Genomic DNA, 23,359 nt, shown 5'->3' with positions numbered 1-23,359 from the left:
TGCGCTCGTGATGGAAGTTAGCGAGGAGTGGGAAACCGGACGAACCTATCTGACCATGGACGAGAACGCCTAACCGACAATTCGCCAAGGAACCCGTGGGAATTTACAGAAAAATAGTTGCATTATCCTCTGTACTGTAGCCGTGTCTCTGGCTACATTTTTTGCGAATATCTCTTCACACAATGCTCGATACCCAAGAAGAAATGCATGCCTATCGCTGGCAATAAATCCCCCCTGTTCAAAGGACGCAAAGATTTGCTGATCATGTTTCCCACAAAAGCCTGTGAACGTTGAAGCTACCCGTATTCCCATCAGCTTCATTTGCAGCCTACCATTTGTTTTTCGAAGATTTAAGAAATCCGTGTCTAGCGCATATACATGACCATTCTCTGCTATTTTGCTTAAGCCGCCATTTTTCTGGACTGTGTGAGCATTGATAATTCCGCCTTCACACTCACCAACGGAAGCCCGTGGATGAAGACAATATTTTTGTGCTTGAGCTCTTTTAATGTGCTTAACCATCTCATGAGTTGTAGGAGCAACTTGCGCTTCCCTTCTTAAGTGACAATATTTATATTTTTGATGAGAACCGCACCAACAAGGATCATTCCGTCCTATCGATTTATTGTTCCGATGCTTCTTATTTCCCATATCTCATACCTGTTATAAATCAGTCGCTATGCCTAGCAATGATTATCAATCCAATCAAAGAGTTTATAGGCAGATCGGACAACCTTAGGTTGTCCAGATTGATTACGAGTCTGACGATGTTGAGATTTCATATTCACACTTAGCCACAACCCTCCAGGCTTGGAATATTCTCGGTGCAACGTCCCGTTGATTGCAAATTATGTATGGGAGTGCTGTGAGTGAGGGCTGGGTAATTAGGCGAATGCGGAGCAGTGTGAGGCTTGCACGATAATATTCTTGCTGTTTGAGCATCTTCGACCTATCCATTATAGACACAGGTTGAGATCAGGGTTCACCCATTTCACCCAACCATGCATGCGTGGAGGCTGGCGACATAGTATCAGTGTATGCATCATAGTTGATGCATGATGGATCATATTGTGGGTAAGATTTCCACACAGTGTGTGCATGGTTTGGTGTATCCACTCCAAAACTGTTCAATTGCGTGGCTAGTCTCGCTCTATTTTGTGCTATTTGATGGTACAAAATGCGATTCATATTTCCGCTGAGTTGCACCAATTTACAGACAAATAGTTGTGTTATCGCGTCACGCCCTAGAAGATAAGCCTTTTGGATAATAACCAAGTTTCAAGGTCGCTTACTGTTGTTGGCTCTGGCAGTTGTAATTTCCTAACAAGCCCTCTAATTTTGTTTTCGCGCTGGTATATATTTCTCCTTGTCAAGAAAATAGGCGATACATGAGCGTTTTTCCACCTCCTTAGAAATTCCTTTTCTGCTTTTTCTGATCGGGCAAATTCAGCATCAAGAGTGGTTAATATTTTCAATATGATCTCACAAAATCCTGTGATACCACGAAGCTCCACCTTAATAGGTTGTCCTTTGATAATTGGCTCATGCACGGGTACTTCCTTAACTCCTAAGTTCGTCGTTGTAGCTACCACAAGAAATTCTTTGTAAGCATCCTCGGTTTTATCATCTGCAATACCACCCTTATGGGCTAAACAATTCCGGCACTCTTTAAAATAACGATAGCATCGCATAAGATCATCTAAGTTTGTCAGTGAGTTCTTATCATGTAAGAGCAGCAAATGGTAGAACGTTGGTTTCAAGAAATCCGACTCGGGCTTTGTAACACTATTGATCACTCTCCAAACGCCAGTCTGCTTCCCATGCGTATCAACCGCAGTGGGAATTGAAGACTCTTCTCATTCGTTTTGGTAAAGCTCCCTAATTCTTCAAGAACCGCTTTTATCCATGATTCATAGATTGCAAAGATATTAATAAGCAAAAATTTAGCAAATTCATGTTGTTGCTCATCCCATGTATGCGTAATGCAGGCTCTACGAAGATTTGATCCATGAATCCCACTGCCTAAAACAAATCTATTCTCTAGCTCATGATTAGTCGCATTTGGATAACTTCTCAAGAAACTATCTACCTGCCATCGTAAATTCCACATAGCCGCAGCAGTTGGCCATAGGAAATCAAAAAGACCAGTAACTTGCGTATACGTTTGGCGGCTCACCTCGAAAAAAAGAGGGCTTGGCATAAGAATTGTACCTCAACGCTAAGTACGCCTGTAGTATAAGAGTTGTGTTTCTCTACTCGGTATCTAGGCCAAGTGTTATCCGTTAACATCGCATACGATATCCCAATCATCATCACCAAGCCAATCATAGACATCCCGTTCGTTACGAACCATCACCTTTCCCACGGGTCTTTTCAGATATTGGTTGTCAATGACCCCTTCGACATAGACTGGGATTGTGCCAGGAAATTCCTGGACACGCACCATTAATCGTTCAAGGCATACGTCATCATTCCTTCGCAACATGATGGTGATGGCTTGGACTGGAAAGATGCTCCGACGCGTTGATTGTTCTTGCTGCAGGGTGTCCAACGGATCACGTAAGTAGGTAAAAAATCGCGATATTGCGGTCGTGCCACCCTCGATCATCTCAAGTGTTTGTGTATCCCGAGCACCCATGAGCCGTGATTGATACACGATCGATAAAATAAGATGGTGGCGGGCCCGCGTGAGTGCCACATAACAGACGCGTGCTTCTTCCAATTGCTTCTCTGTGGTATCTGCTTTCGCTGAGGGAAAGATTCCATCTTCGAATCCAACGACAAACACCATATCATATTCCCGTCCCTTCGAGGAGTGGATACTTAAAATTTGCACGGCTTGTTCTTGCTGAGGTGAGGATTGTTCCGTATCGTGATAGTCAACACCTTGGAAAAAGACGGTTTGTGCAGCCTCGATCAGATCAGATGTTTTTTCTAGTGCCTCCGTCATGAAATCACGCCACACACTCAGTGCACCTTCGCCATTTTCTTGATCCTCAGGTGCCTGTTCAGGAATCGTTTTGGCCAAACGTTGTACAATATCGAGTTCTCCTGCGATCTGGAGTAAGGTATCGAAAATTGTGCGTGGTGCCTGCGATTGCAGATTTTCACGGAGGGGAAGAAACTTCACAAGAATTTCAACCGCATCGATCAGTCGCTCTACTATCTTTGGTCCAATACTCTTAATTCCGCCGAGTTGACGCGCTATAATGAAACGGATATTCAACACTGATTCTCGTTCGGTCGGTGGCCAGAGATACCCCCAAAGCGTCTTTGAACCCTTTTGTCCTTGTTTCTTCTTGATATTGGCAATTCTCTTGCGCGTGACTTGTTGGAATAAGCGACACGATAACCATTGTTCAAGATGATAATCATCATCAGGATTTGCAAGCACACACAGGAGCCTCGTGAGCGATTCAATAATTGGATGTCGATGAAATGGTGTTACTCCATGTGACCGGCATGGAATTCGTTTAAGGACAAAAGCCTTCTGAAGCGCAATCAGCGTCATACGCCCTTCACGGCTATTGGGCGAGCGCATGAGAATGGCAATCTCATTCCATTGCACATCATAGGTGGTATGGGCTGCCAGAATATACTTCGCGATTTCTTCAGCTTCATCCACGAGTGATTTTGCATGAATAACATCAATTAGCACATCGCGATTGCTTGAGCGTGCTTGGAGTTGGAGTGGCGGAACACCCAAAACATCCTCACGCGCAATCGCATCAGCCATAAAGACTACTGGCGGATCACTCCGGTGATTAATGGTTAAAGTGTATTCCTCCGCGTTAGGATAATAGTTTTTAATGTCACGAAAAATCCGATAATCCGCGCCACGCCAACTATAGATAGCCTGTTGCGCATCACCAACCACCGTGAGGGACCGAATGGGTTCTTCTCGTTGATCAGGGAACGGGTCTATTAACAATCGCACCAAATCAAACTGAGGTGGATTGGTATCTTGAAATTCATCAATAAGGAAATGATGCCATCGCTCAAGTACTTGTTTTCGAATTGCTGGGTGCTCCTGTAAGAGGAAGCCAGCCTCATTAATAACATCATCGAAATCCATCAAATTATGCGCTTTAAGATAGGCCTCGTACGCCTTCCATGCTTTCTTTTTTTCTTGGATATCTGTACTACGAGAACGGATCTGGTTTAATATTTTCCCTTCGCGCTTCTGCTCTTCTATCCATGCTGAAAAGAGTGCAACCTTTGCTGTAGACTCGTGGAAGAGCACTCGACCAAGAATATCTTCACGGTCGGAAATAATAGCGAAACGCGCTGTGCGGCCATGAAATACTTTCCCTGGGATACTGGCAATACCATTCCGCAAGATTTCAATAGCGAGACTATGAAATGTATTCACAAGTGGACTTCGATCTTGATCATGCGTCAATTCATTAACACGTCGGCGGAGCTCTTGGGCCGCTTTTTTGGTAAATGTGACTGCGACAATCGAGGTAGGATCAACCGAATGGGTATCAATAAAGTATGCGATGCGATTAGCAAGGACTCGCGTCTTGCCCGATCCTGCCCCAGCGCGAATAAGGGTAACGCCAAGGGGCGCTAATACTGCTTTCTGTTGTTCATCGGTCAGCATTGTCAGAATTTCTGCACGTGGCCGAAGTGCTATTTCGTTCAATGAAGAGGGGAACAGTTTTTCATCTTTGAGTTCGACATTCACCGCAAGGATCAGTCGATTCTTTGCACGCGAGAAGGCAACGTACAGCAGTTCATCAAGAGCTGCGGTTGGCAGGCTTGCTCGATCAAGTGCCGCAACAATGATCACACCGCGTTCGAGTCCCTTGAATCGGCGGATCGTACTTGCCACAATGCGTCCAGCGACTGCGGGTTGATCTGGCTCGCTCCATTCAATCTCTTGAAGTTCCGCTTTCAGGCGATTAAGTTGAGGTTCCGTTGGTGTGATGATGGCAATCTCATCATGTGGAACATGCTGATCCAAGAGATCGGTAATAATTTGACCGACCATCGTAGTGGCTTCACGCTCCGTTGACCAAATGACTTGTGATGGATACTCACCTTCTGGTGCGTTCATTAAGACTTCAGGCCTTCCCTCGGCACCGCGATAATAGAAATTGATCGCTTGATGAATCCGTTTTGTTGTACGAAGATTAACCGAGAGCCGATAGGTCTGAAGATCAGTGGGATAAAAGCGGTCTCGATAGACCCGCTGATTATCGTCATAGAAGATGGCCAACCGGCCCTTGGGGGCCAACCTTAATTCTAGTGCTTGCCACCACCCTTGCTGAAAATCTTGCGCTTCATCAACAATAATAGCGTGGTAGTGATCATCATTTGCCACGACGTGTTGTGCTTGACGCACAGCATCAGGATCAATTGATCGAGACTCATCAAATGGATAGCCTAGGCGACCAAAGGATTCTTGCCATAGGTCATATATCGTTGCAACACGAATCACCGATGATTGATCAGCCAAATTCCGCTGGAGCCAGTTGGCCAACGGGCGGTTATAACAACAGAGTAAAACCTTCTTTCGAGACTCAAGCCTTGCCCAACGACGGGCAAGCATTTCAGCAAGGATGGTCTTTCCTGAGCCAGCACATCCACGAACCGCAAAATGGCTTGTTGCAGAAAATGATTCCATCCAAATTTTCGACTGCTCCTCGGTCAACTGGAGCATTTGTTGCCGCTCGAGTTGCAGTGCCGTTCCGATGCTCGAAGCAAAGACCGCCGTTGGTGCCAACACGGGCAAGAGCTTATCGATCCATGGTTGGAACCATCCAGGAGCGCCTGTTGGAAATCCTGGTTGAGAGGCCCAAAATTGCACACTTCGTTCTAGGGCTTTCTCAATACTTAAGAGATCTCGTTGGTCGATAATGCGTCCGCGTTCAATCCCAAGGAAGAACCTATTAGAAGGGAATTCTGATCCAGGCGTACCGAGGATATTTCCGAAGGCATTCGGCAGTCCCTTTAATTGCTTGCTCAGCGTCCGGTGTAAAGTACGAATACAATCATAATCCACCTCAAGGGGATTACGCCCACGGCCTACAGTGAATACGTCGCCCTGATACGTCCTTACTTTCCAGACATTCTGCTCAATAAATAGTTCCCCCCCCTTGATACCCAATAAGAATAGACCATAGGAAGGATGAAGAATCAGAAAGTCGGCTTGCCAGTAAGGATGACTCTTGGGAGCCCGACCCTCTATCCAACCTTTATCATGGATAATAGTCCACGCATCTGACAGTCCACGAAAGGCTTGATAGAAGCGTTTTTCAGCACTCCGAAGCGGGCGATCTTCAATCCAAGCTGGAGGATAAAGTTTGGCCATAGACGACAAACTCCTGATAGAACCCATGACCGGGTAGGCGGCAACGCAACGGAACGGGTCACGTTCCTACTCTTCATAGTTAAAAGGAAGAAGCACGGTCGCCAAGAATAGCTTGCTCTACAATTTTGCAGACCAATAGCTCGTAATGCATTCTTTTTTCTCTGCTATCTGATTGCTTCAACGACAGGTTGATATCCTAACAATTGATAGGTTTGACAAAATGACATATTTTCCTATAGTAGTATTACTATCCTGCCTCATCCTACCACCATGGCTGTTTTTTTGTTAGCTGTATATCTCGATTATTTGTATATCTCGTGCTAAGGTCGATCACACAGTTGGTATTTTGTGAGGAACATTAATGGACAGACAACAAACGATTAAAACGCATGATGGCATCCAAAAGCTATTTGACGATTTTTTTACGATGTCCAACATAATCTTCATATGATGAAACGATCCATCCACGAAATAGCACGATAGAATGCTATACATTAGTATTCATGCACGCTCTTGATGATCTGCCCCCCATCGGCTACGATCAAGGCATTACTCGTCTGCTGCACAAGGGAATGCTTGATGGGAATCAGTGTACGATTTTGGGTAAAATAGATGCCAGGATTAATATTTTTAATTTTTGTTGTTCAAACGCTCAAAATGAATACAAACCCACGACAGAAATCACCCTTCTGTTGTGGGTTTCAACCGAAATTGACGAGTGCACGCCGTTCTTGGGCAGTTCCGTAGCAATAAAACCCCAAAAAACTCACGACAGAAGAGCTCCTATCGGATAGAGAAGCGCTTTTTGAGGCTATTTTTACCACTTTTTAATCCTACCGTATACCAGTCCCAAAATCATACACCGATACCTCATCGAGCAAAAGGACTTGAAAGCGATCGGGTATTTATTCTAAAACCTGATATGCTGCCATTCGTATGGCCGAACCAGGAGGAATGAGAGTTTGAACAAGAAGTTAATTTGCGCTATGTGGCATTAATGCGTTCGCGTTCAATGTTATATTTTTTCCAAGAAGATGAGCGACCACAGCGTGCTGAGCCATTTTCGTTACGAGACATATTTGAAGAACACGTTGCAAAGCGCTATCGATGATACCATGGTCATACATGCTCCGTGCTCTTCATCGGAGGATGTGTTGGAGAATAAATATGAGTAGTACCATTTCCCAAAAAGATATTAAACTCCTTTGGGGACGAGCAGCTAACCGCTGTGCGTTTCCTGATTGCCGAATAGAGCTATCCCAAGATGCCATAGCTGCATCAGCATCGTTTACGCTCGGTGAACAAGCACATATTGTTGGTGAGAAAGAAAGTGCAGCGAGGGGCAATAGCGTTCTTACCCTTACTGAACGCAATTCCTATTTCAATCTAATTCTTCTCTGTCCAACCCATCATACCCTGATCGACAACAATGAAAGTGATTATCCAGTTGACCGTCTGCACATTATAAAAGATGCTCATGAGCTTTGGGTACAGGAATCTCTCGCTAGGACGACCGACGCAAGAAGGCTGTCTCAGGAAAGTATTTATGCGAGCCTCATTGACACCGCCCAGCTTGTCTGTCCTTTGGAAACGTGGAGAGGGTGGATTTATCCTGCACTTATGACACCGCCCCGTTGGCATAAGGATACGCCAGCAAAAGCGCAATATTTCCGAGAAAAGGTGTTTGGGGCTATCTGGCCTGGCACGATTCCTGAGCTAGAGCGAGCATTGAAAACACTCTCAATCACTATGAGCGAAATGATGTACGTATTTCAACAACATGCAGAGAGAGAGCGTGGTGATCTCCTTTGTGGGATTAAGTTCTATAAATCCCCAGATTATTTCCCACCATTCTACGGTAGTGATGAATCTTACGAACAGCGTCTTTTCTTCCTTGAGGACAAATTTGATGCATGGATTAAGAGTTATCACTTCTTTTTTATTGAAATGGTTAAGTCAGTAAATTGGCTGGCAGACGTTGTTCGACGTGAAATAAATCCTGCATTCTTTGCTATAGAGGGAAAGTTTTTGCTCCCATATGACAACGAAACCGTTCTGTATGAATACACTGAGGAAGAAAAGACACTACTACCAGAAAAATTAGAGGAGGAAATTGAGGCTAATACCTATCAATTTCAAAGTTGACGAGCAGAGATGATCGAGAGACGTAACGAGATAAAATAAGTGCCAATTCCTTATTGGCACTTATTCTCCGTCGCTGATTAAGATTTCCTGCATTAAAATCGTGTTCAAGTCCACATTCGCCTGTTCCATAAATGTTCATAAATTCTTTTTTATCAAGATATACCAAATGGCCCAAAAAGCCACGAATCGTTAGTATTAACAACGGTCTTAATATCATCCTCGGCCTTGGGCATCCACATGCAGGGCTGCTTATAACGCTGAAAACCTTATTTTAAAGAAAGTGTCTCAGATTACCGAGAAGGGAAACCCTGCTGTATTCAAAAAAGGGGTATTTTGGTAGACTACCTGAAGATGTTCTCCGGTATGTCGAGGAATCACATGGATACAACAGAAACAGAAGAGCATCGTACTTGGTGGGTCATATTTCCTGTGCGTGGTCTCACGTTGGCCAACCGAACGCATGATTTGGATAAACCGCTCTTTGGTGATGCGACGTTTCTTTCGGCGCAGCACCTTCGCACCGTAGGGAGGAAAAATGCACTTTTCGCCATGCACGACATCATCACATTATTGCCAAACAAACCCATGCGCGGTGACACCTACCTTGCCGTATGTCGGCGTGCGTCGCTCGCCGTGATCGACGATGATGCGGTGTATGATGCGCTCATTATGCAGGCGAAGGAACGGGCAGAACAACTCATTGCTGCGCTAGCGGTTATGATCTTTGCCCAACGTGCTGACGGAACAACCATTGGGTTGTTAGAGCAATCGTATTCCCGCTTCCAATTCTTGAGTATTTTCGGGCGCGAGCACGGCGGGTGGGTCCATTCAATGAATGGCATGGATGCGGCTCGTACCATTCCTGGGCACGAGCAGATCGTGTGGACCCGTCGCGAGCTGCGGCAGTGGCTGCGCAATCCATGGTGGTATGGGTTGGTGGCCAGCGCGATTAATCCCGTCAACGCGATTCCGCGATCGTTTCGCAATGCCTTAACGCAAGCGAGTATTCGGCTAGCTGAAGCATTTAACAGCCCAACGCGCTCAACCCAGTTAATCGGTGCCGTCACCGCTCTTGAGGTGCTGCTTTCCTATACGAACCAAGGTACGGGATTTAGTACGATCGAGCAACGCATCGATGCGCTGCTCGGATCGTCCTGGGCCACACGCTTACGGGTTAAGGATGTCTTCCATGCACGGCCATAGCTATGTACATCAAGGAACGCGGATTACCGAATCGTCCATTGTCGAGGCCGGACTTGTTTTAGCGGTGGCGGTCATGATGCTGTATAGTCACGGCCTGAACACCTTTGCTGACAAAAATGCGCTCTTAGCCTATCTTGATGTGAGTATTGCGGCACGCCGCTGCCAGCCGACCGCTGGCCAACGACCACTGGTACATCTGCGCCCAATCTTCCCCCAGCTTCCTGACGAACTTCCCATGCTGGCGCTGTTGGCACATGATCGCTATGTCAGTCCTCGCTTTTTGCATGAGTAGCCTTATGAAGCAACCCTAGATTGAACTTATACCTAGCTTGTAGGTGCATAAACCTGAATAGTTGATGCACGTATATATCGATCTTGCAGTAGTTTTATCCATCAATTACTTTCCTGAGGAAATCGTCTCCTAATATGAGAGGGTGAAATGCTAATCCCTCTACAAATGAACTAGGGTGGCTCCTAATATCTAAACCCCGAAGGCTTGGATCATTTCTGTTCTTGCTTATCGATGTATATAATGTTAGATCAAGTATTTCTAGGCTTGGAAGAGTAAGCCAAACATGGCCTGGAAATTCCTTTGTGGTATCGGTAACTAATTTAATCCCTCGACCCATTTTGACTAAATAATCCTCCATACGTTCCCCATATGTAAATAGAGGATCTAGATGGGCTACTGGCTGTTTCAGCGCATATCCAATTGTAAGGTATGCATCACCAAAAATTCTTTTTGCATGGGGGGGAGCACTAAAAACTCGGGGGCAGCGGTCGCAAGGACTGATGGCTCCCGCTACGGGTGGTTCAGTTCCCAACGCTCAACCATTCGGCTGGTCTACACCGCCGTGTGCTGTTATGCACCATGGCGGTTCACATGACCCCGACTTCTTTGCGCTCTCCATATACTGCGGCCAACATCGCCTCATAAATTGCTAGTGCCTATTCATACAGCCGCTGCACTGCTTCATTCCACCCTTGCTTTTTGGTTAGCTCGTTCATACTCAACGCCCTATCCGGATGTTCATGGCCCAACCCTCCTTTACTATCAACACTCGCTCATAGAACCCCTGCAACACCTATTTTCTTCGCCTAGCCAAAAATAGTTGGTAAAAACCATTGGCGACAAACCCTTTCGTAGGTAAAAGCCAACTCCTTTGCATGCCGCCAGCAGCGCATCACAAATGCGTACCGATTGGCGTCAGCCCAACAAACAGGATACGTCGTCCACGGCGATTCCCAAATAGAATCACGGGCATTATCAGGAGGTGGTGAGTCATCAATCGCCGTAGCAGGAATCGCATCATGGGCAATTCGTGCAAAGTCAGTAGAAAGTTGCGTCAATGGTTTCCAGAGCGTTTTACCCATCATCTCCAAGGCAATGGAATTTTGCTCGGCAAAAACGCGTGCTTGGTTCAGTAATGCCGTGTCACGTAACTGCGTTAATATACGCCATTGTTCCTGCCAGTGTTGACATGCAGCCACTAAACGTGGTCGTTGGGCATACCAGCGGAGTTGATCAAACGACCCATTCGTTGGGTTCAATGTATTGGTAATTGGAATATGAATTGCCAGCTCATTGAGAGCAGGAAGCTGACCCTGATGATACGGGAGGATACACTTGGCAAGATAATCGGTGAGACTGATAAAGAAGACGGCTTGGGTCATCCGAACAATCACCATCAACATAATGTGACCGACCGATTGCGCTGCTTGGATTGCTTGGAATATGCGCATTGGAATCGCTACGGTTATAACATCGATCATGATTGGTGGTCCATGATGAAGCACCGGGTTATGCTGGTGATCGATTGACTGGCTATGCGACTCGATCTGTTCGATAGAATGCAGAACGAACCTTAGTGGCTCGCATTGGGGAGGTTCAGCCATCAATCGTTGACCGAGATCCGATCCCGATACAAACAAGGAGAATGGGAATTCAGGGGCATCGGATGTGGGCGACCGTTTAATTAACCACTCAGATGGCAGTTTTGCCATAAGAATCTCATGATCAGACCACGTTGCATCCGTAACGGTTCCAAGCGTCTGGTTCTCGGATTCTGCAAGGAGCGCAGAACCACAGGCAGGGTCATGGCATAGAGCAATTCGTTGCTGGAGCCATTCCACAATGGGACGAAGACTTATAGGACTCGTAGTCGAGCAAGCGATTTGGCGTGAGAAACCGACAGTATCGATTTTTTGAATCATCGGTGCAAGGCCATTAACCGTTGCCAAATCTTGCTTCGTGAGCACCCACAGCCATGGGATAGTCCGCATATCACGCTTTGCTCGCGCAAAGGCATTGAGTGTATCACGTAATTGGAGGATTTGACTAGCAAATGGAACCATGAGCCATTGTTGCAGGGTATGAATCGGCTCGATACAATAGATGACCCCATCGCAGGGATACGTGAGCATATGGTTTAATGTTGTCCCTTGGGCTTCAGTATCATACGTCGTTGCAAGGAGAAACGTGATATGATGCGTATCGATACGCATGCTTCGATGCGTAAGGTTATGTTCGTCATAGGATCGTATGCCAACCTTAATCCGTCTTGGATCGACCCATGATAAGGTCTCAATCAAACTATGTCGCCCGGAGCGAATATTGCCAAATACAAGGATAGTATGGCCCATAACTATAGCTCCTATCGTTTATGGTAGTGATGTAGTCCCGATTTACTAAATTGTCTCTATCCATGATGACCACATCATAATTGAGAGAATGACCTAGCATGACGAGGAATCTTATGGCCTATGGACGTAGACCATCACAGGCATCTATGGATACCGTTTTTGCTCAGACGACCGCCATTGCCTTCTATCCGCATCCATCACACCAAACCCCCCATCGCTGGTGTACTGATCGCTCCCAGATCGCCAGCCTGTCTTGGGTAATCCGCATTCATGAACCATCTCAACCAGGCTTTGCGGTTCTCAGTCTTGGCGACTATGCGCTTGCGTGTCACGCAAAAAATACGCTGCTTGCTACGTTCAGCATCGACGCAAGCGGCTCACTCCGCTGCTCACGCTGGAATTCTGACGCATGGCTCTGTGATCGTGTCGGTCTTGATGCGTGGCGAGAAACGCAAGGATGGGAGGCCGAAATGGAAACAGGATGGGTGGTAAGTTCGCAAGGCGCTCTCTTTGATCGCTGGTGGCATTCCGTTCCACCATGCCTTCGTGAGCAACGCCCTCTCGTGGTGCGCTATTCGCAATCGAACAGGCAGCAGATGCAGACACTGCTCAAAACTGCGTATCCCCACCCAAGCGCTTATTTTAGCGAATTGTTTTGCTGGTTTGGTGCAGGGACAGGAAACTGGGAAGATTTCCCCCCTTATGAGACCTTGCCATGCGATCTCTTACTCCTCGAAGATTCAGCGCCATTACTCGCGTATTTGACAGCACCGATACTCCCCCTGCATAATCTGCGCGGGATTGCTCGATTTTTATGCACTATTCCATTAAGTCAAGCCCAGACGCTGATCCAATGCCTTCCATTTCACCGCGTTCAAGCCCTTGATCAGTACATCTGTCATTGGTTGGGGTCAAGCATGCAACGTCAATTTCATCTCCGTTTTGGCTCTTTCCTCAAGCATAGTGACATGCACCAGTAAATTCTATCTGCATGTATCAGTTGCTTCTATCCATTTTTCTTCTCATAAGAAAGGTGTAATTAATTCCACTATCCTTGAAGATGCTGGAATTTAACCACGTCAACCAACATTCGTGCGGTAAGCCGCAGACTGAACATAATCATTTCTGGCCTATTCTTGCAAATCTACCGATGAACAACGCCTTCACCATGCATCACAAGCCCAAGATTCGTGCTACCGAACGCCACGCCATTAAGATTATTTAATGCTAGGGCCGTTTTTCGCTGAATGGACATGCAGGGTATGTGCGCTCGCCAACGCAGATTCCCCCGGTTTTCTCTATCGACCATGCGTGCTGACGTGGCAATTTTTGATTACGTGATCGCCCTATGACATCAAGGTATGGGGCATCGGATAGAATATCCAACATCCATAGCCACAAAACCGTGAGCAATTGCTTGCATCGGAACCATTGCTTTGCTAGGATAGAACACGATACCTGCCAGCTCAAAGGATTGCGCGATGGATGATCTCGATCTGCATCTTGCCTTGGAAGCCCTGCGCACGAACCCTGCCGCCCATGCCTACCACGAGCGGATCACGCGGGGCATGGAGGCAATTGAACAGGGAACCCTCACGCCCTTTGAGCGCGATGCCCTTCACCGTTTGCTTGCTCGATTTCCCATATCAACGCCACCATCCCCCGATCCCGTGGCCGCGTTGATTGCCGCGTTCCAAGACAAACTGCCAACCTACGACCCCGCAGCCGTCGCCACCGCAATTCAGCACGCCCTCGCCCAGCGACCCGCCACCCTCAATGGCGCTCCGGTCACGATCACGATGGACGGCGATACGCAGGCGCACCAGGCGAACTTGGCGATTGGCAATCAGGTAGGCGGCAATCTCGTGCAAGTCACGGTCACGATTCCGATTCCTGATGCCCGCTTTGATGCGCTCTTGGCCAGTGCCCTTAGAACCCATGAGCACGAAAAAACACTGGCGCGGATTCAGCATGCCGCCCAACAAATCGAGAGTGATCGGCTCTTGAATCTGCGCCTTCAGGGCTTCGTCGGTCGCGTCACCGAACTGGCGGCGATCCGCGAGCATATTGAAACCATGCGCTCCACGGGGGGCTATGTCCTCATTAAGGCAGCGGCAGGCGAAGGCAAGAGCAGTAGTATTGCCAAGTTGATTCACGAGGCAGGGATTGCGGCAACACCCCACCACTTTATTGCGCTCACCACTGGACGCGAGTATCAATTGGGCTTGTTGCGGGCGGTCGTGGCTCAATTGATTCTCAAGCATGGGCTGACGGTTTCCTATTTCCCCGAAGAAAGCTATCCGGCGATGAAAGGCGAATTTGCGCGGATTCTGGATGAACTCTCGAAACAAGGCATCGCGGAAACGATCTATTTGGATGGGCTTGATCAACTCCAACCGGAGATTGATGGTTCGCGCGATTTATCCTTCTTGCCGCCGCAACCGCCGCCAGGCATCGTGATCGTGCTTGGCTCGCGACCGGATGAGACCTTGAAACCGCTGGAGATTCTGCATCGGGTGGATTATGCCTTGCCACCGCTGAGTGAAGGAGATGCCTTAGCACTGTGGCGATCAGTCCAGCCTGGCGTGGCGGATGGCCTCTTGCATGACCTCTATACCGCGCTGAAGGGGAATGCGCTGTTTGTGCATTTGGCTGCTGATACCATGCAGGGTGCGTCGGTCGGCGATGCAACGAGCTTGATTCGGCAGGTTGAGCAGAATCCACAGAATTTGTTTGGGATTACGCTAGGGCGGATTAAACGCTTGCCTCACTCCAAGTGGGATTCGGTCTGGAAGCCCATGCTGGCGCTCTTGCTGGTCGCCCAAGAACCATTGCGACTGGATATGCTGGGCGATTTGCTTAAACAAGACCATGACACCATGCAGGATGCGGTGTGGGTCTTAGGTGGTTTGGTCAGTCAAGGGATCGATCAACAGGTTGCCCTCCATCACCTGATGTTTCGCGATTATCTCGCTGCGTCAGTATTCAATCAGCGTGAAGTCAAACGCTGGCATCAACGGCTGGCCGACTGGTGTGCGACGGATGTGGATGCGATTTGGACTGATGATCGTGACCCCATCGAGCAGGCACGGCGGGTCTATGCGCGGTATCACTATATCACCCATCTTGCACTAGCAGAAAACTGGACGGTGCTGTGGCAGGTTTTGGATACGGGCGACTATGGCGAACACAAAACGCGCTTTGATCCGAGTACCCGTTTATACGCACTGGATTTGGATCGCGGTCGTGAGAGTGCAATTAAGGCGGGACAATCAATTGAGGAACATATTCAGAACTTGCCACGACTGTGGAAGTATAGCCTGTTACGGACGAGCTTAACGAGTCGCGTTGATCAATGGCCGGATGAGGCGTTTGAATTTTTAGCAATGGCGGGTCGCACGCACGAGGCATTAGAACGGATTGAATTAGCCTCCAGCCAAGAACGAAAAATAGGACTCTGGATAAAGATGATTGGTTATTGCGATGACTACCATTACCGAATAATATTTTCACGATTACAACGTCTTTTATTAAAGAATTATATTAAAACAGCTGATTTACTAGGCCAACTTGCTAAATCTCTAGCCATGAGGGGAGATTTTGAACAGGCTATAACTATTATTAATTCTATTCATGACAAATGGACACAAAATCATATTAAGTCTATTCTTGTAGATATCGTTGCTCTCAAAGATATTGAAAAATCCATTAATATTGCTATGACTATTGATATAGAATGGATGTGTATTAATAGCCTTTGTAATATTGCAAAAATTTCTACTAAAAATCAAATTAATTACTCAAAAACTTTATTAAATAAATCAATGAAAATCACACGTACAATTACCGATAATAATAAAGTTTATGCACTTTGTAATATAGCAAAAGCTATTAAAATAACAGGGAATACATATCGCGCAAAATCATTAATAAAACAAGCTATTTCTATTACAAATAATATAATTAATGAAAATAATAAGATAGATGCACTTTGTAATATTGCAAAGGCTATTAACATAATATGGAATACATATCGCGCAAAATTATTAATAAAACAGGCTATTTCTATCAAAACTAGGGGATTTTTGCTTAATCCCTCAAAAAGGTAAAATAGATTTCTAGGGTGTGCTACCATGACTCATTTTTCAAGCTTCTCGAACAATTCAATGATTAATTCAGATGGTCCAGTTTGATATCCTTGTTGGTTTGTACCCCCGTCACAACATATTAAGTGTATATCGTGCTTCGCTCGGGTTATCCCAACGTAGAACAATCTCCGAGCCTCCTGTTTTCCTTCAACAGATTTTATACGCCAATTAGGGAGTACCCCTTTATCAATCCCCATCATGATTACGCTATCAAACTCGCAGCCCTTAGCACTATGGAGGGTAATAAGATTTAAGTGATCGGGTGCGCCATATTGACTAGCAAATTGGCCAACTGTGAAATTCGCAAACGGTTTTTCAGGCTTACAGGCGTTGAAGAGTTGGACAAGTGCATCTCTATCTTCAGCGAGTTCAGGTTGTCGTTGGAACATAGGACGAAGGCATCGGAAAATTAAGTCATTTAACCAGTCTGTCAACTTTTCCTCAGGATCACGGTGATTCCAGAGAAAGGTTGATAGCTGTCGTTGCAACGTTACCTGTTGAGTATGGCTATTAATGCGTGTATTCCATCCCATCCATTTGTACATGAGGCCGTTCAACCGTGGCTGAGCAATTTTCCACCCACCGCTGCACCATATGGCACACTGCTCTATCCAACGTGTAAGGCGTGTTTTTCGATAGGTGGAACGAGGATCAAGACGTGTATAGGCATACCCAGCAGCCGTTGCTGCCTGTGCCATTGCATCGCCATACTTGACGTTAGGATAAAGAATTGCAATGTCTCCAAGCTTCCGGCCTAGTCGATATTGCAAGACTTCAGGGATGATCTGTGCACAAATTCCCCTTGCTTGTTCAATCGCATTTGAACCTAACTGGTAAAAGTGGATAACCCCTTCTTCAGCATTTTCAGGAGTACGATAGTTACGGGGTTCGGCGAGGGCAACCTGAGATGCCTCTACAATCTTTGTACTACAGCGATAGTTTAGACTGAGTTGGATGCGTTTCACATCTGGTCGATTCGATAGTTGTTCTAGCAGATCAGGCTGTGCTCCCATAAAGCCATAGATCGATTGATCCCAATCGCCGACAGCAAAGAGTCGCATCCCTGCTTCGAAACAAAGGCGCTCAACGATCAAATGGAGCGCAACCCCTAAGTCTTGATACTCATCGATCACTAGGATGGGAAAGCGTGAGAAGAGGAGATTACGAACCCATACATGCCTATCAATAAGCTGTAGTCCTAAAATAATCATATCGTCAAAATCGATGAGTCCGCGTCGCCGTAGTGCCTCTTCATAAGCCTGGATGATTCGGATATCGTCTTCCGATAACCTATTATTCTCTCGTTCTGGACCTAGATAAAGACGCCGCATAGACTTAAAGTCGTCCAAGAAGTTCTCAGGATTTTGCTTTCGTCCAATGGATGCCAATGCTTCTCCTAAAGCAGCACGACGATCATTTGATTTAGCGACGGCTATCGGGGTTGGAATCGCTAAACCAGCAAGACGAGCGTAAGGGATGATAATATGTTGTAAACAAAATGTATGTACAGTTCCTATAAAGAGGTTTTCTTGATTAGTTAACCCAAGCGCTGTAAATCTACGTTCCAGTTCACGGGCGCATTCATTGCTAAATGTTACACAGGCAATTCCTCGTGGAGCATGTACATCCTCATGAAGCATTCGTGCTACTTTGGTGACCAAAACCTTTGTTTTTCCGCTTCCTGGTCCCGCAAGCACAACCGTATGTCCGTATGAATTATACGCATCCCATTGAGCCGAATTTGCCCGTAGCGTTTCGGCTTCTATATAATATTGTGGTCGTCTATTCATAATGCTTTACCTACAAGGTACGAAATAGCATTTTTAATATATTCAGGGCAACTATCTTGCGATAAACGTCTCGAAAGATTTTGAGCAAAGCGGCCTTTGCTAATACCAGTGATATCCTTTAATAACCACTCTATATCTACGATCGATGGATTTGTACGCCAAGCTTCTGCACGCTTACGAGCCGCTCCGTTGGTGCTAAGTTCGATAATTGTCTTACAGATAGCATCATGACCACCAGCCTGAAATAGATCTACCTCTAGTGTGTATTCATTAACGAAAATCCCATTCTCTTGACCTTTAGTGAGACACTGTTTCTCAGATAATGTTGTGTGATCATTTTCAGGGCATAGTATATCCAGTAATTTCCGTACTCGTTGTGGGCCATTTACGTGGCGTGAAGTCTCTGAATCATCCTTTGCTGGATCAAAATCTGTAATAATAGCAAAAGGAATATTAAGTGCTCTAGGCCCAAGAAGTTTGATGTAGGGTTCAAAGTGCGTCCCAGAGATTGAACACACTGAGATACCCTGTTCATCAAGATCATATCCTAGCAAACGTGCCAATACAGGAATAATATATTCTTCAGCATCACCTTCCACAAGCAAGACAGCTCTTGAAAAAAGGATCTCACCCCGCGTTACTTCAAGATACCGTTCTAGATCTGCCACTTCGCTATTATCCCAATCGATCCCTACGGTTGATACTGCAATGGTTGCATCCCCCTTGATATTGCGTTTCATCAGAACAAGGGAGCGTAATGGTGAAATACTGACAATATGTGGAGAGTGAGTCGTCATTAGAATGGTCTGCTGTGAATGTTGAATCTCGGAATCTTCTCGAACATACCGTGATCGTAGGAAGTGTCGATACGCCAAGCGCTGTAGATGTGGATGAAGGTGGGCTTCTGGCTCTTCAATTGCAAAGAATGAATGATGTCTCTCCCGTTGGTCCAGCGCTTCTTGAATTTCTAATGTCTTGAGCGCAATGTAGAGGAGGTTTGCACTCCCCAAACTCGCCTCGCCTATATCACGAACTCCTTCATCTATATAGAGCCGAATAGCACGCATGAGTGCATCTGATCGTGCAGAAGCAACACGCAGGGTTGTCGCGATCGCATGGATGGGGCCAGTCATCGCAGTAAGCTTTGTAATAATGCGTGTTTCTAATTCACTGATATGTTCATTGTAAGATAACTTGTTCTGAGCCTCTTGAATGGATGTAGAAATGCTAGTAAGTTGATCAGACGGAATTTGAGCAAAGGCGCGTTTTAGGAGGGGCTGGAGTGGTGAACGGCGGAAAGTCGAGAGGTCGTTCTCAGCATCACGTAGTGCTTGCAAAAGATCAAATGGCATCCAACGTCTTTGTCTAACATCTATTTTGCGCGTCTCATCGTCAGCCCCATAGAGATGAAATCCGTATTGTGAAACCGATGCTTCATCATCATCCCTACCTGCAATCTTACGGAAGACGTAATTTAAACGAGCAACATAGGGCAATGGATCTGTCCTAATTATGTAATCGGAGAGTATTGCGTTTAAATCATCATTATCCTGAAAATTAGCGAGGTCAACACTAATATGGATAACAGCATCGTCGGGGAGTGGCTGTCCAAGACCCTCCCAAAAGTCGGTAAGACGGAGCATTCTCGCGGTGTCTGGAAGTGATGAATCAAGCAGTAACCGTAGCGCGAATAAGAAATTGCTCTTGCCAATCTTGTTTTCACCGACAATGACCGCATGCCCTCTGTGCTAACATGGGTGAGACAGATCTGGGATTATGATCTTAAGTCGAGGGCCGGAAGGAGTTCTCATGGCCAGCAAAAAATCAACGCCCGACCAATCGACCCATGACCCCGAAGTGCGACCCAAAGCCGCCCGCACCCACTGGAGTGCCCGCGACCGCCTGCGCATTCTGGCCGCTGCCGATGCCTGCGCCCCCGGCGAACTTGGTGCCTTGATGCGCCGTGAGGGGATTTACTCCTCGCACCTCGCCCGCTGGCGACGACAACGCGCCGAGGGCGAACTGGCCGCACTCACCCCCAAACGCAAAGCCGCACCCACGCCCGAAGCCCAGCGCCAGACCGCCGAACTGGCTCGCCTCCGCCGCGAAAACCAGCGGCTCCAGGCCAAACTGTCCCAAGCCGAGGTGATCATTGATGTCCAAAAAAAGCTTGCAACCCTGTTGGGGATCACGCTCCCAGCGCCGCCGACCGACGCACAGGATTAATCACGGCGGTGGCTGAGCTGGCTCCCACGGTGGGCATTGCGGCTGCCTGTCGGGCACTCGGTGTCCCGCGCAGCGCCGTCTATCGTACCGCCCATCCCGCTCCTACGGCGGCTCCGCGTCGTCGGCCCGCCCGTGCGCTCACGCCCGATGAGGTCGCCCACGTTCGCACGGTGCTCAACAGTGATCGCTTTGCCGACTGCACGCCACGCCAGATCTACGCGACCTTGCTCGACGAGGGAACCTATCTGTGCCATTGGCGCACGATGTACCGCATTTTGGCCGCCCATCGCGAAGTTCGTGAACGCCGCAACCAACTGCGCCACCCGACCTATGCCGCGCCGGAATTGTTGGCCACGGGGCCAAACCAGCTCTGGAGTTGGGATATCACCAAGTTCAAAGGCCCAACTACCTGGTCATACTTCTATGCGTATGTGATTCTGGATGTGTTCAGCCGCTGCATTGTGGGCTGGATGGTGATGGAGCGCGAATCGGCGGCCTTGGCCGAGCAGTGTATTGCCGAAACCTATCATCGCGAGGGGATTCAGCCGAACCAACTCACGCTGCATGCCGACAATGGTAGTGCCATGACCGCCAAGCCCGTGGCCCAGTTATTGGCCGATTTGGGCGTGACCAAAACCCATAGCCGTCCGCATGTCTCGAACGATAATCCCTACTCGGAAGCGCAGTTCAAGACCACCAAATATCGGCCTGATTTTCCGGATCGGTTTGGCAGTCTCATCGATGCGCGGGCGTGGATGCGGGTGTTTGTGCAGTGGTACAACCACGACCATTGCCACAGTGGGATTGGCTTGCTGCCGCCAGCCGTGGTGCATCGTGGCCAGGCCACCGCCATGACGACGGCGCGGCAGCAGGTGCTGGCGACGGCCTATGCGGCCCACCCCGAACGTTTTGTGCGGGGAACACCGCGCCCACCACGTGTGCCGGAAGCCGTGTGGATTAACCGTCCAGTCGGGCCAGTTGATCCGTCGATCGCGGCAGTATTGCGTGAATAATCCTTCTTTAATAGTCCGTTTACTCCGTTGTCATCTGTTTCACCGTGCTTGACACATTCCGTGTTCTCCAAACTCAACATTAAGATTTTGGAAGTTTCGGAAGTTTTTGATGGTAACACGTTGAATATGCATAAAATTCCCTCACGATTCGAATAAGCAAACTTAAATTTGCTCGTGTTCTCTTCTATTCATTATTGCTGGCACGGAATTTCCATCCCTTAAAGTAAAGGTGCGACCTTATACTCTCAGGCCGCATCACTCATTGCGGGTATTGGGTGCTGAGCAAGCATGCTTACAATCGCATCGAGATTGATTGGCACAGCAGCCTGGGTGAATTCGTAACGTCCATAAAAGTTAATGTGCTGCCAAGCAACGGGGGCAATCCGAGTAATCAGGGTCACACCAGCATGATCACCGATTGATTGTTTCTGTTCTAAAAGGCGCGAGAGGATCGTTGTGTTGTAGTAAATAAGACAGTTGGTGAGTAGCCGACTGCATTCACCCCAGACCTGTTGCTCTGCCTCACTCTTAAACCGTAATTTTCCAAAATTGGCATACGCAATCGCTCGGCGCAGTTGATGATAATTTTCTCCTCGATTGAGTGCTCGTTGTACATTTTGCCGTAATGCTGGTACGTCAATGTAGCGCAACATATAGAGGCTACTCAAAATATTATCGTATTCCCACAGTGCGCGTCGGGTTTTGTTGCGACGTGCATAGGCATTTAGTTTCCCTACAATAATGCTTTGGGTTGTGGTTTTCCGCGCAAGCGAGACAAAAATTCGGAGCAGATTATCCCACTCGTCGATAATCAGGGCGGTATTCAACTTCCGAATAGGCTTGATTACCAGATCGCCATACTGGTTTGGATGCTGAAAGCCGTATAAACCCGTCTTGACGCGCCCTGGCAGATCCTCATACCGTGGAGCAAACTGATAACCAAACAAATGGAGCAGGGCAAAGTTGACTTGATTCGTGCCATGCGTATCCGTCGAATGGATATCGGGCTGGATCTCCGTACTGTTGTTAAACAACAAATCAAAGACGAAATGGCTCTCATGCTCATGTGCCCCGATAATTTTCGCATTCACTGGAATATGATTGGCAACCAGAGAATAGGAAACCACACCCTTTTTGAGTCCAAAGTATTTGGGTGAATGCCGAGCATTGATGGTCGGTCGGCGTGTTTCAAACTTTTGCCCATCGCTACTCGAATGCACCACATCGTCGAGGTCATAGTGACGAAAGATTGGTAAGGTCGCGATCGCATTACAGACACGATCATTTGCAGCCTTGAGCGTTTCTAGGCGAATAAAATTGTCCGAGGTGGTCGCCAGTGTCTGATAACTCAGATCTGAGATCTCGCCCATGCGACCAAGACCCATGTTGGTTCCCCAGGCAATTAAACAGGCGTGCAGGGCTTGGGCATCAACGGCATGTTTCGTATGACGATTGATAATATGGTCAAACGATTGCGCGACGTGGCAGTGGTGATTCGCAAAGTCGAGCACATTGCCAATATTGACTTGGCGTAAGGAATCAAACAGGGGATGATTAATGGCCTCACTTCCTTTTGGATAATGGAGCGTCCAATTCGGTCGTTTGCGTCGTGCCTTCGCCTTAACGTGCAGATGGGGATTCTCGCCCGTGGTAATCCGCGTGTTTACGGCAACAATCTGCGCCTCCAACTCTTGTTCGAGTGTCGCTAGGTGTTCCGTAATGGGTTGCAGGAAGAATGCGACACCTGGACGCTGTTGGGTAAGTCCTTGTCCATTGACAGGGCACTCTATCATGACCTCAATTCATCGCTATCTGGAGCGGAGGCATCCTATGGTCTTACGTCCACAGCCTATTCCACCTGTCCCAACGGCG

Annotated in this window: 13 protein-coding genes and 1 pseudogene; 6 read left to right on the top strand and 8 right to left on the bottom strand. The window is 47.4% G+C overall.

What is annotated here, in order from left to right:
* Positions 1-69: 69 nt before the first annotated feature.
* From ABEB26_RS25205 to ABEB26_RS25190, 4 genes are all read right to left on the bottom strand, one after another.
* The gene (locus tag ABEB26_RS25205) at positions 70-651 is read right to left on the bottom strand and encodes an SEC-C metal-binding domain-containing protein (RefSeq protein ID WP_345724856.1); all 582 of its coding nucleotides are present in this window, start codon (positions 649-651) and stop codon (positions 70-72) included.
* A 593-nt stretch (positions 652-1,244) separates the two neighbouring features.
* Entirely contained in the window at positions 1,245-1,691 is a 447-nt protein-coding gene (locus tag ABEB26_RS25200) for a hypothetical protein (RefSeq protein WP_345724855.1), read from the bottom strand.
* Between the two features lie 101 nt (positions 1,692-1,792).
* Positions 1,793-2,200 carry a hypothetical protein gene (locus ABEB26_RS25195; RefSeq protein WP_345724854.1) on the bottom strand — a complete coding sequence of 136 codons (408 nt, stop codon included), beginning with the start codon at positions 2,198-2,200 and terminating at the stop codon, positions 1,793-1,795.
* Between the two features lie 75 nt (positions 2,201-2,275).
* The gene (locus tag ABEB26_RS25190; protein WP_345724853.1) at positions 2,276-6,319 is read right to left on the bottom strand and encodes a UvrD-helicase domain-containing protein; all 4,044 of its coding nucleotides are present in this window, start codon (positions 6,317-6,319) and stop codon (positions 2,276-2,278) included.
* Positions 6,320-7,486: 1,167 nt separating this feature from the next.
* Here ABEB26_RS25190 and ABEB26_RS25185 point away from each other — a divergent pair.
* The 3 genes from ABEB26_RS25185 (at position 7,487) to ABEB26_RS25175 (ending at position 9,959) form a co-directional block, all read left to right on the top strand.
* The gene (locus ABEB26_RS25185; RefSeq protein WP_345724852.1) at positions 7,487-8,464 is read left to right on the top strand and encodes an HNH endonuclease signature motif containing protein; all 978 of its coding nucleotides are present in this window, start codon (positions 7,487-7,489) and stop codon (positions 8,462-8,464) included.
* A gap of 378 nt (positions 8,465-8,842) precedes the next feature.
* Entirely contained in the window at positions 8,843-9,667 is an 825-nt protein-coding gene (locus ABEB26_RS25180) for a hypothetical protein (RefSeq protein WP_345724851.1), read from the top strand.
* On the top strand, positions 9,654-9,959 hold the full coding sequence (locus tag ABEB26_RS25175) for a hypothetical protein (RefSeq protein WP_345724850.1): 306 nt from the start codon (positions 9,654-9,656) through the stop codon (positions 9,957-9,959). The genes ABEB26_RS25180 and ABEB26_RS25175 overlap by 14 nt, the downstream gene beginning before the upstream one ends.
* A gap of 806 nt (positions 9,960-10,765) precedes the next feature.
* On the opposite strand, the gene ABEB26_RS25170 is transcribed toward ABEB26_RS25175, so the two are convergent.
* On the bottom strand, positions 10,766-12,310 hold the full coding sequence (locus ABEB26_RS25170; protein WP_345724849.1) for a hypothetical protein: 1,545 nt from the start codon (positions 12,308-12,310) through the stop codon (positions 10,766-10,768).
* A 113-nt stretch (positions 12,311-12,423) separates the two neighbouring features.
* On the opposite strand from ABEB26_RS25170, the gene ABEB26_RS25165 reads away from it, so the two are divergent.
* Positions 12,424-13,290 carry a hypothetical protein gene (locus ABEB26_RS25165; RefSeq protein WP_345724848.1) on the top strand — a complete coding sequence of 289 codons (867 nt, stop codon included), beginning with the start codon at positions 12,424-12,426 and terminating at the stop codon, positions 13,288-13,290.
* A 501-nt stretch (positions 13,291-13,791) separates the two neighbouring features.
* On the top strand, positions 13,792-16,419 hold the full coding sequence (locus ABEB26_RS25160; protein WP_345724847.1) for an ATP-binding protein: 2,628 nt from the start codon (positions 13,792-13,794) through the stop codon (positions 16,417-16,419).
* 29 nt (positions 16,420-16,448) lie between these two features.
* Here the strand turns inward: ABEB26_RS25160 and ABEB26_RS25155 are convergent, their stop codons facing one another.
* Together ABEB26_RS25155 and ABEB26_RS25150 are read right to left on the bottom strand one after the other, a co-directional pair.
* A complete protein-coding gene (locus ABEB26_RS25155; protein WP_345724846.1) occupies positions 16,449-18,248 on the bottom strand; it encodes an ATP-dependent helicase in 1,800 nt (599 codons plus the stop codon).
* A complete protein-coding gene (locus ABEB26_RS25150; protein ID WP_345724857.1) occupies positions 18,245-19,978 on the bottom strand; it encodes an ATP-dependent nuclease in 1,734 nt (577 codons plus the stop codon). Before ABEB26_RS25150 ends, ABEB26_RS25155 begins: the two co-directional genes overlap by 4 nt.
* Positions 19,979-20,057: 79 nt before the next feature.
* Here ABEB26_RS25150 and ABEB26_RS25145 point away from each other — a divergent pair.
* A protein-coding gene (locus tag ABEB26_RS25145) for an IS3 family transposase (protein ID WP_345724845.1) occupies positions 20,058-21,487 on the top strand; the annotation gives its coding sequence in 2 pieces (ribosomal slippage) (positions 20,058-20,418 and positions 20,418-21,487; 1,431 coding nt in all).
* 245 nt (positions 21,488-21,732) lie between these two features.
* On the opposite strand, the pseudogene ABEB26_RS25140 reads toward ABEB26_RS25145, so the two are convergent.
* A pseudogene (locus ABEB26_RS25140) lies at positions 21,733-23,214 on the bottom strand (transposase); the annotation flags it as partial.
* Positions 23,215-23,359: the final 145 nt, after the last annotated feature.

It is taken from the genome of Herpetosiphon gulosus (assembly GCF_039545135.1).
Classification (GTDB): Bacteria; Chloroflexota; Chloroflexia; order Chloroflexales; family Herpetosiphonaceae; genus Herpetosiphon; species Herpetosiphon gulosus.
The sequence above is the reverse complement of the archived record's forward strand: the minus strand, read 5'-3'. Positions and strand labels throughout refer to the sequence as shown.

Coding starts and splice junctions, on each gene's coding strand:
- ABEB26_RS25205 (WP_345724856.1), bottom strand. CDS start 651: ATGGGAAATAAGAAGCATCGGAACAATAAATCGATAGGACGGAATGAT.
- ABEB26_RS25200 (WP_345724855.1), bottom strand. CDS start 1,691: ATGCGATGCTATCGTTATTTTAAAGAGTGCCGGAATTGTTTAGCCCAT.
- ABEB26_RS25195 (WP_345724854.1), bottom strand. CDS start 2,200: ATGCCAAGCCCTCTTTTTTTCGAGGTGAGCCGCCAAACGTATACGCAA.
- ABEB26_RS25190 (WP_345724853.1), bottom strand. CDS start 6,319: ATGGCCAAACTTTATCCTCCAGCTTGGATTGAAGATCGCCCGCTTCGG.
- ABEB26_RS25185 (WP_345724852.1), top strand. CDS start 7,487: ATGAGTAGTACCATTTCCCAAAAAGATATTAAACTCCTTTGGGGACGA.
- ABEB26_RS25180 (WP_345724851.1), top strand. CDS start 8,843: ATGGATACAACAGAAACAGAAGAGCATCGTACTTGGTGGGTCATATTT.
- ABEB26_RS25175 (WP_345724850.1), top strand. CDS start 9,654: ATGCACGGCCATAGCTATGTACATCAAGGAACGCGGATTACCGAATCG.
- ABEB26_RS25170 (WP_345724849.1), bottom strand. CDS start 12,310: ATGGGCCATACTATCCTTGTATTTGGCAATATTCGCTCCGGGCGACAT.
- ABEB26_RS25165 (WP_345724848.1), top strand. CDS start 12,424: ATGGCCTATGGACGTAGACCATCACAGGCATCTATGGATACCGTTTTT.
- ABEB26_RS25160 (WP_345724847.1), top strand. CDS start 13,792: ATGGATGATCTCGATCTGCATCTTGCCTTGGAAGCCCTGCGCACGAAC.
- ABEB26_RS25155 (WP_345724846.1), bottom strand. CDS start 18,248: ATGAATAGACGACCACAATATTATATAGAAGCCGAAACGCTACGGGCA.